This is a genomic window from Duncaniella sp., from assembly GCF_029054785.1.
In the GTDB taxonomy this organism is placed as follows: Bacteria; Bacteroidota; Bacteroidia; order Bacteroidales; family Muribaculaceae; genus Duncaniella.
The window spans coordinates 1-14,695 of the sequence record NZ_JAIDEN010000150.1 but is presented as its reverse complement, the minus strand read 5'-3'; the positions used below and the strand labels follow the sequence as shown (position 1 = coordinate 14,695).

At 51.5% G+C, this 14,695-nt stretch carries 12 protein-coding genes; 8 read left to right on the top strand and 4 right to left on the bottom strand.

Annotation, left to right across the window (positions count from 1 at the left end; genetic code table 11):
• The 7 genes from K2H17_RS09370 (at position 1) to metK (ending at position 10,468) form a co-directional block, all read left to right on the top strand.
• Complete coding sequence (locus K2H17_RS09370) at positions 1-747, top strand: biopolymer transporter ExbD (protein WP_300134042.1); 747 nt, start codon at positions 1-3, stop codon at positions 745-747.
• Positions 748-796: 49 nt separating this feature from the next.
• Positions 797-1,654 carry an energy transducer TonB gene (locus K2H17_RS09365; protein ID WP_300134040.1) on the top strand — a complete coding sequence of 286 codons (858 nt, stop codon included), beginning with the start codon at positions 797-799 and terminating at the stop codon, positions 1,652-1,654.
• 226 nt (positions 1,655-1,880) lie between these two features.
• Positions 1,881-4,469, top strand: coding sequence for an ATP-dependent chaperone ClpB (gene clpB / locus K2H17_RS09360; protein ID WP_300134039.1), 2,589 nt, complete (start codon positions 1,881-1,883; stop codon positions 4,467-4,469).
• 105 nt (positions 4,470-4,574) lie between these two features.
• Positions 4,575-5,072 (top strand): hypothetical protein, encoded by a 498-nt coding sequence (locus tag K2H17_RS09355; protein WP_300134037.1) that lies wholly within the window; start codon positions 4,575-4,577, stop codon positions 5,070-5,072.
• A 251-nt stretch (positions 5,073-5,323) separates the two neighbouring features.
• Entirely contained in the window at positions 5,324-6,133 is an 810-nt protein-coding gene (locus tag K2H17_RS09350; protein ID WP_300134035.1) for a polysaccharide biosynthesis/export family protein, read from the top strand.
• Between the two features lie 126 nt (positions 6,134-6,259).
• A complete protein-coding gene (locus tag K2H17_RS09345; RefSeq protein ID WP_300134033.1) occupies positions 6,260-8,728 on the top strand; it encodes a tyrosine-protein kinase family protein in 2,469 nt (822 codons plus the stop codon).
• Between the two features lie 411 nt (positions 8,729-9,139).
• Positions 9,140-10,468 (top strand): methionine adenosyltransferase, encoded by a 1,329-nt coding sequence (gene metK, locus K2H17_RS09340; RefSeq protein WP_300134031.1) that lies wholly within the window; start codon positions 9,140-9,142, stop codon positions 10,466-10,468.
• 110 nt (positions 10,469-10,578) lie between these two features.
• On the opposite strand, the gene upp is transcribed toward metK, so the two are convergent.
• The 4 genes from upp to ybaK all read right to left on the bottom strand — a co-directional run bounded on the left by upp (position 10,579) and on the right by ybaK (position 14,024).
• Positions 10,579-11,232, bottom strand: a complete 654-nt coding sequence (gene upp, locus K2H17_RS09335; protein WP_300134029.1) for a uracil phosphoribosyltransferase — start codon at positions 11,230-11,232, stop codon at positions 10,579-10,581.
• Between the two features lie 219 nt (positions 11,233-11,451).
• On the bottom strand, positions 11,452-12,339 hold the full coding sequence (locus tag K2H17_RS09330; RefSeq protein ID WP_300134027.1) for a TIGR01212 family radical SAM protein: 888 nt from the start codon (positions 12,337-12,339) through the stop codon (positions 11,452-11,454).
• A complete protein-coding gene (gene aroC / locus K2H17_RS09325) occupies positions 12,336-13,412 on the bottom strand; it encodes a chorismate synthase (protein ID WP_300134025.1) in 1,077 nt (358 codons plus the stop codon). The genes K2H17_RS09330 and aroC overlap by 4 nt, the downstream gene beginning before the upstream one ends.
• Before the next feature lie 111 nt (positions 13,413-13,523).
• A complete protein-coding gene (gene ybaK, locus K2H17_RS09320; RefSeq protein ID WP_300134024.1) occupies positions 13,524-14,024 on the bottom strand; it encodes a Cys-tRNA(Pro) deacylase in 501 nt (166 codons plus the stop codon).
• Positions 14,025-14,251: 227 nt separating this feature from the next.
• Here ybaK and K2H17_RS09315 point away from each other — a divergent pair.
• On the top strand, positions 14,252-14,695 hold a 444-nt coding region (locus K2H17_RS09315; protein ID WP_300134023.1), incomplete at its 3' end, for a type I restriction enzyme HsdR N-terminal domain-containing protein.

Below are 14,695 nucleotides of genomic sequence, written 5' to 3'. Positions count from 1 at the left end.
ATGGCACAAATAGAACAATCAGACGGCGGCAAGAAGAAAAAAGGCGCCCAGAAAAAGATGTCTATCCACGTGGACTTCACGCCCATGGTGGACATGAACATGCTTCTGATTACATTCTTCATGCTTTGTACCACTATGATCAAGTCTCAGACCCTCACAATCTCACTCCCTTCGAATGAGAAAGTCGAGGAACAGCAGATGAACAAAGCAAAGGAATCAGAGGCAATCACCCTCATCCTGACCACTGAACGCAATGCCAACGGCGATGTCAAGAAAGACGACGCAGGCCGCCCGATGAACGTAGTTTACTACTACGAAGGTATGCCTGAAGTAGCCGATGCCAACGGCGACGGCCTTATTGACAACAATAAGCTTAAAGCTGAAAAATTCCTCGGCAACGACGGACACCTTCAGCAGGGCATTCGCAAAATCCTCCATGATCGTAACCTCCAGGTTCTTGGTAAGATCGAAAAAGAAAAGGCTCGCTGGCGCGCCAAGGAGTTCTCACCGATTTCAGCAATCAACGACTCCATCTATCAGGCCCGCGCTCGTGAGATCCGTAACGACTCGACTCTCACCCGTCCGGTAGTTATCATCAAGGCCACTCCGGAAGCTTCATGGGAAAGCCTGATCAGCGCTCTTGACGAAATGCAGATCAACCAGATTTCCCGCTACCAGATTGACAACATCAACCAGGTAGACTCAGTGCTCATTCTTGACTACCTCAAGAAGAACCCTAAGAAGTAATCTTTTGATGACAGATATATATTAACCCTGAAAAATTTCTATTGAAACTATGGCAAAAGACGTAGATCTTTCATCAAAAGAATGGATTGACATTATATTCGACGGCAAGAACAAAGACTTCGGAGCCTATGAACTCCGCAAAGCTTCTGCCGGACGCCACAACCGCGCGATGCTCGTTATTCTTATCGTGCTCCTCCTGGTCGGCCTCCTCGGCCTCCTCGCCAACACCGTGCTTCAGAAATCTGAAGAACGCCCGGAAGACCAGATCGAACAGGCTATGATCGACTACACAGCCGATGAACAGCAGGACGATGAGCCCGAAGAACCCGAACAGCAGCGCGTAGAGGAACAGCAGCCTGAAGCCCTTGCAGAAGAAATCCTCAACACCGTCAAGGCGACTGAGCTCCAGATCACCAAGGACGAAGAAGTTGTTGAAGAAATCAAATCTCAGGACGAACTCAAGGACACTGATACCGCAGTAGGTACCACTGACTTTGACAAGGGTACTGACGACCTCAATGTGGTTCGTGAACACAAAGAAGAAGTAATCGTTGAAGAAAAGAAACCCGAACCCGTGGATGACAACCAGGTATTTACCGTGGTTGAACAGAAACCTCAGTTCCCCGGCGGCGATGCTGCGCTCCTCAAATGGGTGAGCGAACACATCCGCTATCCGGCCATGGCTCAGGAAAACAACATCCAGGGACGCGTAGTCGTACAGTTCGTTGTCACCAAGACCGGTAAGGTCGGTGAAGTGAAGGTGCTCCGCTCTAAGGACCCCGATCTTGACAAGGAAGCCGTACGCGTGGTGAAGTCACTTCCCGCATTCGTCCCCGGTAAGATGAACGGTCACGCGGTGAACGTATGGTACACCCTCCCCGTGACATTCAAACTCCAGGGCATCTAATCATCTTCGACACTGATACCCCCACTATTGGCAGCAGCCGCTCTACATTTTAGAGCGGCTGCTACTTTTTTTATAGCATTGTAGCCCGACTCTCTGCAATTTCAGCGTATGACAACTCAACCAATTGGCATGATTTTTGTTAAATAATATAGAAACCGGGCGTTAGGCCGGATCTATCGACAACAAATCGTTCAGAAACAACAAACTCACTACTTCAACATAGCTCATGAACTTCAACAATTTCACAATCAAATCACAGGAAGCCATTCAGAAGGCTATCGAAATTACCCGCGGTGCCGGTAATCAGGCCATCGAACCCGTGCATCTTCTGAAAGGAGTCATGACTGAAGGTGAATCGCTGATCAACTTCATTTTCTCCAAAGTCGGAGCCAACACTGCCACTTTGATGCGACAAGTTGACAGCAAGATTGCAGCCGAACCGAAAGTATCGGGCGGCGAACCTTACCTCAGCCGCAGTTCAAATGACGTCCTGCAAAAAGCTCTTGACATCGCAAAAAAGCAAGGTGACGAATATGTCACACTTGAAGCCCTGCTTTTAGCCATCTTCTCGGTCAACTCTCCGGCCTCGACAATCCTCAAGGATGCCGGATTGAGCCAACGCGATCTCGAATCGGCTATCGCAGAACTCAGAAAAGGAAAGAAAGCGACTGACCAGAGCGCCGAAGACACTTATCAGGCCCTCTCGAAATATGCCATCAACCTGAATGAACGTGCCCGAGAGGGAAAACTCGACCCTGTCATCGGACGCGATGACGAAATCCGCCGCGTGCTTCAGATCCTCTCCCGACGCACTAAGAACAACCCGATGCTAATCGGCGAACCCGGCACGGGCAAAACAGCCATCGCCGAAGGCCTCGCACAGCGCATTGTCCGTGGCGACGTTCCTGAAAATCTGCGCACCAAGCAGATCTACTCGCTTGACATGGGCGCATTGGTAGCAGGCGCAAAATACAAAGGCGAATTCGAGGAAAGGCTCAAGGCCATCGTCAACGAAGTGACAGGCGCCGACGGAGAGATCATCCTCTTCATCGACGAAATCCACACCCTTGTCGGAGCCGGCAAAGGCGAAGGTGCCATGGATGCCGCCAACATCCTGAAACCGGCCCTGGCCCGTGGCGAACTCCGATCGATCGGCGCCACCACACTTGACGAATACCAGAAATATTTTGAAAAAGACAAGGCTCTCGAACGCCGATTCCAGAAAGTCATGGTCAACGAACCCGACGAAGCCGCAGCCATCGCAATCCTCCGCGGCCTGAAGGAGCGCTACGAAAACCACCACAAAGTCCGCATCCGCGACGAAGCGATTATCGCAGCCGTGACTCTCTCCGAACGCTACATCACCGACCGCTTCCTTCCGGACAAAGCCATCGACCTCGTAGACGAAGCCGCCTCCAAGCTGCGCCTTGAAATCGACTCCGTCCCGCAGGCTCTCGACGAGATCACCCGTCTGATCGCCCAGAAAGAGATCGAACGCGAGGCCATCAAGCGCGAAGGCGACAAAGAGAAAGTCAAGGAAATTGAAAAATCTCTCGCCGACCTGCGCGATCAGGAAAAGGAATTCACCGCCAAGTGGAAGGCCGAGAAAGATCTGATCAACAAGATCCAGCAGAACAAAATAGACATCGAACAGCTCAATTTCGATGCCGAACGGGCCGAACGCGAGGGCGACTATGCCAAAGTGGCTGAAATCCGCTACTCTAAAGTCCAGCAGAAAGAGCAGGAAAACGCCGCGATCCAGGAACAGCTGAAGATGATGCAGGGCGAAAAAGCCTTCATCAAGGAAGAAGTCGACTCGGAGGACATTGCCGATGTCGTTTCCCGCTGGACCGGAATTCCGGTCAACAAGATGGTCCAGAGCGAAAAAGAAAAGCTCCTCCACCTTGAAGCCGAACTCCACAACCGCGTTGTCGGGCAGAACGATGCCATCGCGGCTATCGCTGACGCCGTCCGCCGCTCGCGCGCGGGCCTCAACGATCCCCGACGCCCGATCGGATCTTTCATCTTCCTCGGCACCACCGGTGTCGGCAAGACCGAACTCGCCAAGGCGCTCGCCGAATATCTTTTCGACGACGAGAACATGATGACACGAATCGACATGAGCGAATATCAGGAAAAGCACTCCGTCAGCCGTCTTGTCGGAGCGCCTCCGGGATATGTCGGCTACGACGAAGGCGGCCAGCTCACAGAGGCCGTGCGCCGCAAGCCCTACTCCGTTGTCCTTTTCGACGAGATCGAGAAAGCTCATCCGGATGTGTTCAACATACTCTTGCAGGTCCTCGACGACGGTCGTCTGACCGACAACAAGGGCAGGATGGTCAACTTCAAAAACACCATCATCATCATGACCTCCAACATGGGCTCACACCTCATCCGCGACAATTTCGCAAAGATGACACCCGAAAACCGCGGAGAAGTCATCGAGTCGACCAAAGGCGAGGTCATCGAACTGCTCAAGCAGACAATCCGTCCGGAATTTCTCAACCGTATCGACGAGATCATAATGTTCACGCCGCTCAACGAGAAAGAGATCGAAGAGATTGTCGGCCTCCAGATCAAGTCGATCCAGAAAATGCTCGCCAAAAACGGCATCACGCTCGAAGTCACTCCCAAAGCCCTGCGCTTCCTTGCCGAGGAAGGCTACGATCCTGAATTCGGCGCCCGTCCGGTCAAGAGAGTGATCCACAGAATGGTCCTCAACCAGCTGTCAAAAGACATCCTGGCTCAGAAAGTAGACCGCGAACGCCCGATCATCATCGACTACGACGGCACTGACATCGCATTCAAGAACTGATCCCCGCGCCGTTGATGGCGCTCTGCATCAAGAGGTTGTCTGACAACTTCCAACAATTTATCATACACACAACATTTTTTTACTTAAACTATTTTACTGCAACTTATGAAAAAATTTCTTTATCTGCTCTTAGCGCTTCCGTTGCTCGGAATTTTCACTTCCTGCGACGACGATGACAAGGACCTCCCCAATGTCTCCTTATCAATTGAATACTCCGGCGGCACCGAGGAAGAAGGTGTCGTGAGCGTGGTTCAGGGCACACCCCTCGAAATCAAAGCTCTGAAAGCGATCCCCGCCGAAGGAACCAAAGAAGCGACCCTCACCAACGTTGTATATTTCATTGACGGTGTACCTGCGCTCCGCACAAGCATCATGCCTTTCGCAATGACCATCAACACTGAAAATCTTGAAGTCGGCGAGCACAACCTCGGCGTACAGGCAACAGTGCTTCAGGTCGGCAAATCTGTCGGCTTTGCATTAGCCAGCTTCAAATTCAACGTCCTCCCCAATGACGCTCAGGAACCCGGCGGCGATGAAAGCGGCGACGGAACCGGTAGCGGCACCCTCAATCCCGACACTCAGATCACTGACCATGAAAAATAACCGACAGTGATCACCCTCTGATGACAATTCAGTAACATGGCGGCCATTTTACCGTGCCGAACAGAAGGCCCGGCGGAATGACCGCCATTTCCACCTCCATCTGTCAACCGACCATCTGATAGTGTCATTTAAAACTCAGATATTGCAGTTGACACTAAAAATTATTAAATTTGCACCGTAATACGGTCAGACAGATCCAACTTCTGCATCCCACGATTTAATTCACCACGCATCAAAGCACTAAGCTGATTATGCTTCACCTCCGTTTCAACTCGATCTCAATTCTGATTATTCTTCTTTTTGTTTCGGTTTCCTGCTCTACACCGAAAGACATTACATATTTTCAGGATCTTAAAGACGCTCAGATCTACACTGTCCCGACTCAGACAATCAAGATCAAACCGGCCGACAAACTGTCGATCATCGTGAACTCGCGCGACGCACAGCTGACCGACATGTTCAATCTCCCCTACTCTCCAAAGACTCTTGGCGCCTCTACCATATCTTCCCGCGGAACAAACCAAGGTGTAAGCGTCTATACCGTTTCTCCCGAAGGCCTCATCGACTTCCCGTTGCTCGGCGAAGTGCAGGTCGAAGGAATGACCCGCCTGGAAATAGCTGCCCTCATAAAAGGCATGCTCATCTCCAAAGACCTTGTGCGTGATCCTGTGGTCACAGTCGAGCTGACCAACGGCATTGTCACCGTCATGGGCGAAGTCACAAAACCCGGCTCCTACTCCATTGACCGCGACGACATGACCATCCTCGATGCCCTCGGACTTGCCGGCGACCTGACAATCTATGGCAAGCGTCAGGAAGTGAAACTCATCCGTAACTATGGCGACCGTCAGGAGACCTACATCGTCAGCCTGCTCGATGCGGAGAAACTGCGCAGCTCACCTGCATTTTTCGTACAGCAGGACGATGTCATCTACGTCGATCCCAACAAGACCCGAATCCGCCAGAGCACCCTCAACGGCAACACCTTCCAGTCAACCTCGTTCTGGATCTCCCTCGCCTCTCTGGCAACCACTATCACCTCACTCATCATTCTGAAATGATGAAGCCTTAAGAAGCTCAGCCTTTCACCTTAAAGGCTCGCAGACATCCTCACATCCTGAGATTCCTACCCCTCCCCACACACTCCAAAAAGAATTCATCCCTCTACTAAAAAACGAGCAACAACGATGATTCAAAACAGCAACCAGTATACCGACGATCATCTCCACAATCACCCTCTCACACCTCAGGAATCAAACCAGAATTCCCAGAATGACGAAGACGAAGTCCTCAACCTGCATGACTTCCTCATCCTCTGCCTTAACAAGTGGAAATGGTTTGCCGTTTCCATCTGCCTGTTCCTCGGAATCGGAGTCTTCTACATCCTAAGCACTCCAAAGACTTATACCCGCACGGCTTCTGTCATGATCAACGAGGACACCGATGGCGGAAGCCAGGGAATCGCGAGCGCACTGAGCGACATGGGCCTTTTTCAAAGCTCAGTCAATGTCAACAATGAGATGCTTGCCTTTCAGTCGCCTGCTCTCATAGCCGAAGTCATCCGTCAACTGGATTTGCAGACCGACTATACTTACCACCACAACCTCAAAGACATCACCCTCTATGGCGACTCGTGTCCCATCTCTGTCAGCTTCCTCTCGATAGCCCCGACCAAATCGGCTTTCATGCAGGTCAAGCTTATCGGTGAAAACAAAGCGGAGATCTCCGACATGGTCTTTGGCCCTGACAAGATCGACTCCTCAGCCATCACCGTCAACCTGGGCGACACCGTCAGCACCCCGCTCGGCCAGATCGCGGTCAATCCCGGCGCAGCTTATTCCAAAGGATTCAGCAGCCCCATTAAAGTCACCCGTTATGACCTCGCGGATGCTATCGAGGCATATAAAAAACGCCTTAGTGAAAGTCTGACCGACGACAAGTCTACTGTCATAGACTTCTCCTTTGAAGATGTCAGCATCCAGCGCGCCGATGACTTCCTGAACACCCTAATCGACATTTACAACGAAAAATGGGTCGACGACAAGGCCCAGATGGCCAAATCGACATCCCGATTCATCTCCGAACGTCTTCGTGTCATTGAACAGGAACTCGGAAACGTCGACAGCGACATCGCCGACTACAAGGGAGAACATCTGGTCCCCGACGTAGCCGCCGCATCGGCCATGTACATGGAAAACGCCAACGAGAACACCAAGCAGCAGATGCAGGTGTCAACCCAGATCGCGATTTCAAAATTCATCCTCGACTATGTCAAGACTCCGGAAACCAAAGGGCAGCTCGTTCCGGCAAACGCAGGCCTGGACAACCCCGGCATAGAAGCTCAGATCAAGGAATATAACGAGACCCAGCTTCTGCGCGACAAACTCGCCAATTCTACCGGAGAAACCAACCCCCTGCTTCAGGACTATGACAAGAGCCTCAGCAGCATGCGCAGCGCCCTCATATCCTCTCTGACCAATCAGGAACGGGCACTTGAAACCCAGCTCAACACCCTGATCAGAAGCGACCGCACCACAAACCAGAAAATAGCCTCGTCGCCCGGTCAGGCCAAATACCTGCTATCTGTCGAACGCCAGCAAAAAGTAAAAGAAGCCCTCTACCTCTATCTGCTCCAGAAAAGAGAGGAAAACGAACTTTCGCTTGCATTCACACCTTACAACACACGCATCATCACCCCACCGATGGGCTCGAACCGTCCGACGGCACCGATTTCGCGCAATGTACTTCTCATCTGCTTCTTCATCGGTCTTGTCATCCCGGCACTCCTCCTTTTCATCAGCGAAAGCTTGAACAGCCGTCTGCGCAGCCGCTCTGACCTCGAAGGCATCCGCACACCGCTCATCGGCGAGATCCCGGAATCGTCAAACAACAACAGCCTGCGTTTACGCCGCATCCGCCGCCGCTGGAGAGAGCTCCTGGGCAAAAGTTCTCAGATCGAAGAGCCTCCGACTCTCCTGGTCCACGAACATGGCCGCAGCCTGCTTGACGAAGCTTTCCGTATGGTCCGCTCCAACCTCGAATTCATGACACGCACCTCCAGCAACCGCGTGATCATGATCACCTCCTTCAACCCCGGTTCCGGCAAATCATTCATATCCCTCAATCTTGCCGCGACCTTGGCCCTGAAAGAGAAAAACCGCAAGGTCCTCATCATCGACCTCGATCTGCGCCGAGCCTCTGTCTCGCGTGTGGTTCCCGATCATTCACGCGGTATCACCGACTACATTTCGGGCGAAACCGACAATTGCGACAAATACATCCAGAAGACCAATTGTCCCGGACTCTACCTGCTCCCGGTAGGCACAATTCCCCCCAACCCCTCGGAACTTCTCTATTCCGACCGCCTGAAAGAACTGATCGAAAAATACCGTCAGGAGTATGACTACATCTTCCTTGACTGCCCGCCGGCCGAACTGGTGGCCGACGCTTCGATCATCGCGCCTCTTGCCGACATGACAGTCTTCATCCTGCGCGCAGGACTGCTTGACCGCCGCATGATTCCGGAGATCGACCGTATCTACGACTCTCACCGCTACAAAAACTTCATGGTCATCCTCAACGGCACCCTCTCCAATATCGCCCCCTACCGGCGCTACGCCTACTACTACTCCTCCTCAGACCAGCATAAATCATGATTTAAGGAACGCGCTCCAAGCACTGCCACCACCCCTCCCTCAGCGGCAGATATTGCATAAATCCGCCGGACCGGCAAATTATATTTGCAAGTCCGGCGGATTCTTCTTAACTTTGCATCCGAAATTAAAAAAGTGGACAAATTTGGCTGCTTGCAACCACTTCAAAAAATGCTAAAACTGCACCTCTTTCAGTCGTTTTCGCTCCGGCGTTTCTGAAAACGGGATTCTTGCACGAAATGAATGAAAGAGATCGTCATCATCAACCAGAGGATTGACTTTTGAGCATAAATGTATCCGTGATCCGAATGCCACAGAGCATTCATCGCTATCCGGATGGAAAATGTTGAAGCAGCTGCGTCTGATCCACGCCATTTCAAGCTGTCTTCGACATTTTTATTTTATATATAATATATGAAAACTTATCTCTTCACCTCAGAGTCAGTCTCTGAAGGCCATCCCGACAAAGTTGCCGACCAGATCTCCGACGCCATACTCGACGAGTTTCTCGCCCGTGACCCGAAATCGAAAGTCGCCTGTGAAACCCTTGTTACCACCGGCCAGGTAGTCATCGCCGGCGAGGTAAAAAGCGAAGCCTATATCGACCTCATGGAAGTCACCCGCGACGTGATCCGCAACATCGGCTACAACCGCAGTGCGCTGAAGTTCGACGGCGAGGCCTGCGGAGTGCTCTCGGCCCTCCATGAGCAGAGCGCTGACATCAACCGCGGTGTGGAACGCTCCGAACTTGAGGCACAGGGCGCAGGCGATCAGGGCATGATGTTCGGCTATGCCTGCAATGAGACCCTCGACTATATGCCGCTGACAATCGACCTCTCACACCGTCTGCTGCGCGAACTCGCCGACATCCGCCGCGAGGAAAAAGAAATGACCCACGAGAAACGCGGCCGGCAGTACACCTATCTGCGCCCTGACTCCAAAAGCCAGGTGACAGTCGAATATGACGAGAACAACCGTCCGCTGCGTGTCGACACAATTGTCATCTCCACACAGCACGACGAATTCATCCAGCCCACGGAAGACTCCGACTCGGCCCGTGCGGCAGCTGACCGCGCCATGCAGCAGCGCATCACCGAAGATGTCCGCAACATCCTTCTTCCCCGTGTCAAAGCCAAACTCCGTCCTGAAGAAGCCGCTCTCATCGGCGATGATGTAAAACTGCTGGTAAACCCCACCGGAAAATTCGTTATCGGCGGTCCTCACGGCGACACCGGACTTACAGGCCGCAAGATCATCGTCGACACCTATGGCGGTCATGGCGCACACGGCGGAGGCGCTTTCTCCGGCAAAGACCCCTCCAAGGTTGACCGCTCGGCTGCTTATGCCGCACGCCACATCGCCAAAAACCTCGTGGCAGCCGGCGTTGCTGACCGTGTGCTTGTACAGGTAGCCTATGCAATCGGCGAGGCACGCCCTGTCAGCCTCTGCATCAACACCTATGGAACAGCCAAAGTAAACCTTTCTGATGCCGAGATCGCAGCAAAGGTCGCTGAAATGCCCTGCTTCGACATGACACCCTATGCAATCGAACAGCGCTTCGGCCTGCGCAACCCGATCTACCGCGAAACTGCAAGCTACGGCCACATGGGACGTCAGCCGATGACTGTCACAAAAACATTCCATTCAAAATACGAAAAGCCCTTCACACGCACCGTCGAACTCTTCACATGGGAAAAACTCGATGCGGTGCCCGCTGTGAAAAAGGCCTTCGGTCTTGACTGAAATCAAGAGCTCCGACTCTAACTCACAAAAAAGCAAGCCTCATGGCTGACAGATCAGATCTGCGCCATGAGGCTTGCTTTTTGCTGTTTTTCGTTTTCAGTTTCCGGCTGTCATTCCTTTATGCCGTATGCGAGGTCTCCGGCATCGCCGAGACCCGGCACAATATAGGAATGCTCGTTGATGACATCGTCGATCGCTCCAACCCACAGAGTGGTCTTCTCAGCCGGGAAAGTCTCGCGCACATAATCCACGGCTTTCTTCGATGCGATGATCGAGGCCACATGCACGTGAGCCGGCTCGCCCTTCGTCAGGAGCGCCCTGTAACTCAACTCCATCGAAGCGCCGGTAGCGAGCATCGGGTCTGCGATCACAAGAGTCTTGCCGTCAAGTTTCGGAGATGCGATGTATTCAATGAACACATCGAAATTTTCTTTCTCGCGATACTTTCTGTAAGCCGAGACGAAAGCGTTCTGCGCATGGTCAAAATAATCGAGGAATCCCTTGTGGAAAGGTATTCCGGCACGGAAAATAGTAGCGAGCACCACATCTTCGTCAAGCACCTGGCATGGAGCCACAGCAAGAGGAGTGGTAACATCCACCGTCTTGTAGCGCATCCGCTTGGACATCTCGTAAGCCATGATCTCACCGATCCGCTCCAGATTCCGGCGAAAACGCAACATGTCATTCTGAACCTTTATGTCACGCAGCTCGCTCATATACTGGCTGACAAGCGACGGCTGATCTGCAAAATTTATTACTTCCATGATATTTTGATTTTTATTGTTCTACAAACTTGGAGGTTGTAAAAAAACAACCTCTTAAACGCATCGGAGCCTGATCCGGACCAACCCGATCAGAACTAACGCGCCATTCTGTCATATTATTATAAACGCAAATTTAGCGAAAAATACTGTTCCGCACAAACAAATACTCCGTCACAACCGTGACATCCACCCCTCTGCCGGTTGTCCCTAACGGACTGGTCACAGATCTCTCCTCAAACGGTTGTGAAGCAGATTTGTGAACTGGTAGTTTTTCAGCCCCCACCGCGGATAGATCAGCAGATCTGAGGGCGACTGCGAGACGAAACGTTCGACGGCAATGTCCGGGCGCAGTCTGCGGAGAATCCTGACACAAAGCTCAACATACTCCTCAGCCGTAAACCGTGGAATATCGTAAAGCCCGGCCTCCACATCGCGGGCCATCCTTGTGCCACGCACCAGCTGGAGCTGATGAAACTTCACCGTATCCACCGGCAGTTCATTGATGCGGTCAACGGTCTCCATCATCACTGCTTCATCCTCTCCGGGCAAGCCCATGATAAAATGTAGCCCACACAGAATCCCGGCGGCATGAGTACGCCTGACGGCATCGACAGTATTGGCCCACGTGTGGCAACGGTTCACCCGCTCAAGAGTCCGGTCACAGGCACTTTCCGCACCATATTCCACCATCACCCATTTCCCAAGCCCTGCAAGACGGTCAAGCAGATTCTGAGGCATGCAGTCGGGACGCGTACCGATTATCAGCCCTACTACATCTTCCGTAGCAAGCGCCTCTTCATAGAGCCCCATCAGACGGTCAATGTCATCGGAATGCGTGTTGGTATAGGCCTGAAAATAGGCCAGATATTTCATCTGAGGATACTTGCTGGCAAAAAAACGTCTTCCCTGCTCAAGCTGCTCCCTCACGCTCAGGGTCGGCTTGCAGTATTCCGGATTGAACGACTGGTTGTTGCAGTAAGTACAGCCGCCACGCCCTTTGCTCCCGTCGCGGTTCGGACAAGTAAAACCGGCGTTGACCGTTATCTTCTGGACCTTTCCATCGAAATGTTCACTAAGAAAATCCGAAAAATCCCTGTAAAGTTTCATAGACGTGCGCCTCGGTTCATCAGATATGCGTCAAGGAGAACTATCGCGGCCATTGCCTCAACAACCGGCACGGCACGGGGAACAACACAGGGATCATGGCGTCCTTTGCCCTTGATGACCACTTCCTTCCCGTCTTTGTCAACAGTCCTCACATCCTGCATCAGCGTGGCCACAGGCTTGAACGCGACTCTGAAAGTAATGTCCTGCCCGTTGGATATACCGCCCTGAATGCCTCCGGAATGGTTGCTGACAGTGGCGATCTCCCCGCCGTCAGTCATCACGAAGCTGTCAAGCACTTCACTGCCTCTTCGTTCCACCCCGCGGAATCCCATGCCATACTCAAAGCCCTTGGTTGCATTTATGCTCATCATAGCCTCAGCCAGCCTGGCACCGAGACGACCGAAAACCGGATCACCCAGACCCACAGGAACGCCACTGACAACACAGTCGACGATTCCACCGATCGTGTCGCCCTCGCTCTTGACCTTAAGAATCAAGGCCTCCATCTCGGCGGCTTTTTCCGGATCAGGACAGCGGACAGGATTGCTTTCGCACAGCTCAAGGTCCAGCTCGTCATAAGACTTGTCGAGCGCTACCGCCCCGACCTGCGAAGTGTAGGCCCGGATCCTGATGCCGAGCTGCTCAAGCGCCTGGCGAGCGAACGCTCCCGCCACAACCCGTGTAGCCGTCTCACGCGCACTTGAACGACCGCCGCCACGATGGTCACGCAACCCGTACTTGGAGCTGTATGTAAAATCAGCATGTGACGGACGGAAAGCGTCGCGCAGATGATCGTAGTCATTCGAATGCTGGTTCTCGTTGCGGATGACAAAGCCGATCGGACATCCGGTCGTGCGCCCCTCGAAAAGGCCCGACAATATCTCGACCGTATCGCTCTCTTTCCGCGCCGTAGTGACAGCTGACTGTCCGGGTTTGCGGCGGTCAAGCTCATACTGGATCTTGTCAAGGTCTATCGAAACGCCTGCGGGCATCCCGTCGATGACACCGCCTATGGCAGCGCCGTGGCTTTCACCAAAACCGGTGAAAGTAAATATCTTACCGATTGTATTCATCTGGAATTTCTTTGTTGATGTGATGTTTCAGAGGTTGTTTCAAAACAGAAGTCAACAACCTGTCGAGCACAGATCCGCCACAGCGTCATTCAACTGCCGTCAAAATCATGCTCACTCCTTGTCACCCGCAATGTCAGCGACAGAAGCCTTGCAGTAAGCGATCAGATCCTGAGGGCTGACCTTGAACTGCAATCCGCGCTGCCCGGCGGAAACATAGATATATTGAAAATCAAGAGCCGTCGAATGGAAAAACGTCGGGAAAGGCTTTTTCATGCCAACCGGCGAGCAGCCGCCACGGATATATCCCGTCAGCGGAAGCAGCTCCTTCATCGGAATCATCTCAGCCTTCTTGGCCCCGGCAGCCTTGGCCGCCTTCTTCAGATCGACCTCCATATTGCCAGGAATCACACAGACAAAATGACCGCAACGGTCACCGTGAAGCACCAGAGTTTTAAACACCGAGTTTATATCCTCTCCAAGCTCCTCAGCCACATGTTCGGCAGCAAGATTGTCAGGATCGACATTATAAGGGATAAGTTCGTATGCGGTTTTAGCTTTATCCAACAGACGTGCAGCGTTCGTCTTATTGATTTTTTCTTTTGACGCGTTCATGTTGCAAATTTACTTAATCAATACCTATATTACAATTTATATAGCACAAAAAGTTTCAAAACTTACGTTGCTGCCACTGAGGGTGCTATAATTAACAAATATAATTTAAAGCGACCTAATTTTTGCAAGTGCTTGCTAAAACCTTACTAATATCCAAAATTCAACATATTGCAAACATTCATATTTTTGCGTATTTTTGCATATCGCAATACAAAATCATTGACACAATGGATTCTAACCCCAAAATTTGGAAATATATCTCTAAACAACTCTTCTTAGCAAAAAATAACCCCGAAGAAACAATTTATCAGAAAACTATAACTGATATTTTTACTGACCAAGACCTGCTTGGTTGGCCTGAGGAACTAGTTATACGTGAGTATGGAATAAAAATGGGAAGTACAAAAAAATGTGATATTGTACTTTTGGATTCTACCAAAACCCCATTTATTGCAATTGAAGTCAAATTAGCAAATTCTCCATCTGACGGTGTAGAACAGTTAGGCTCATATATGGATCGTTGCACTCCCCGACTGAAATATGGAATCACAATAAAGGATTCTATAAATCTTTTTTATGATGAAGATACAGGTCATAGTATCCATTCTGAAAATGATGCTATTTTTTCAGTCTCTTTCGACAATTCTGATTCAAACGGAGAAGAATTTGTA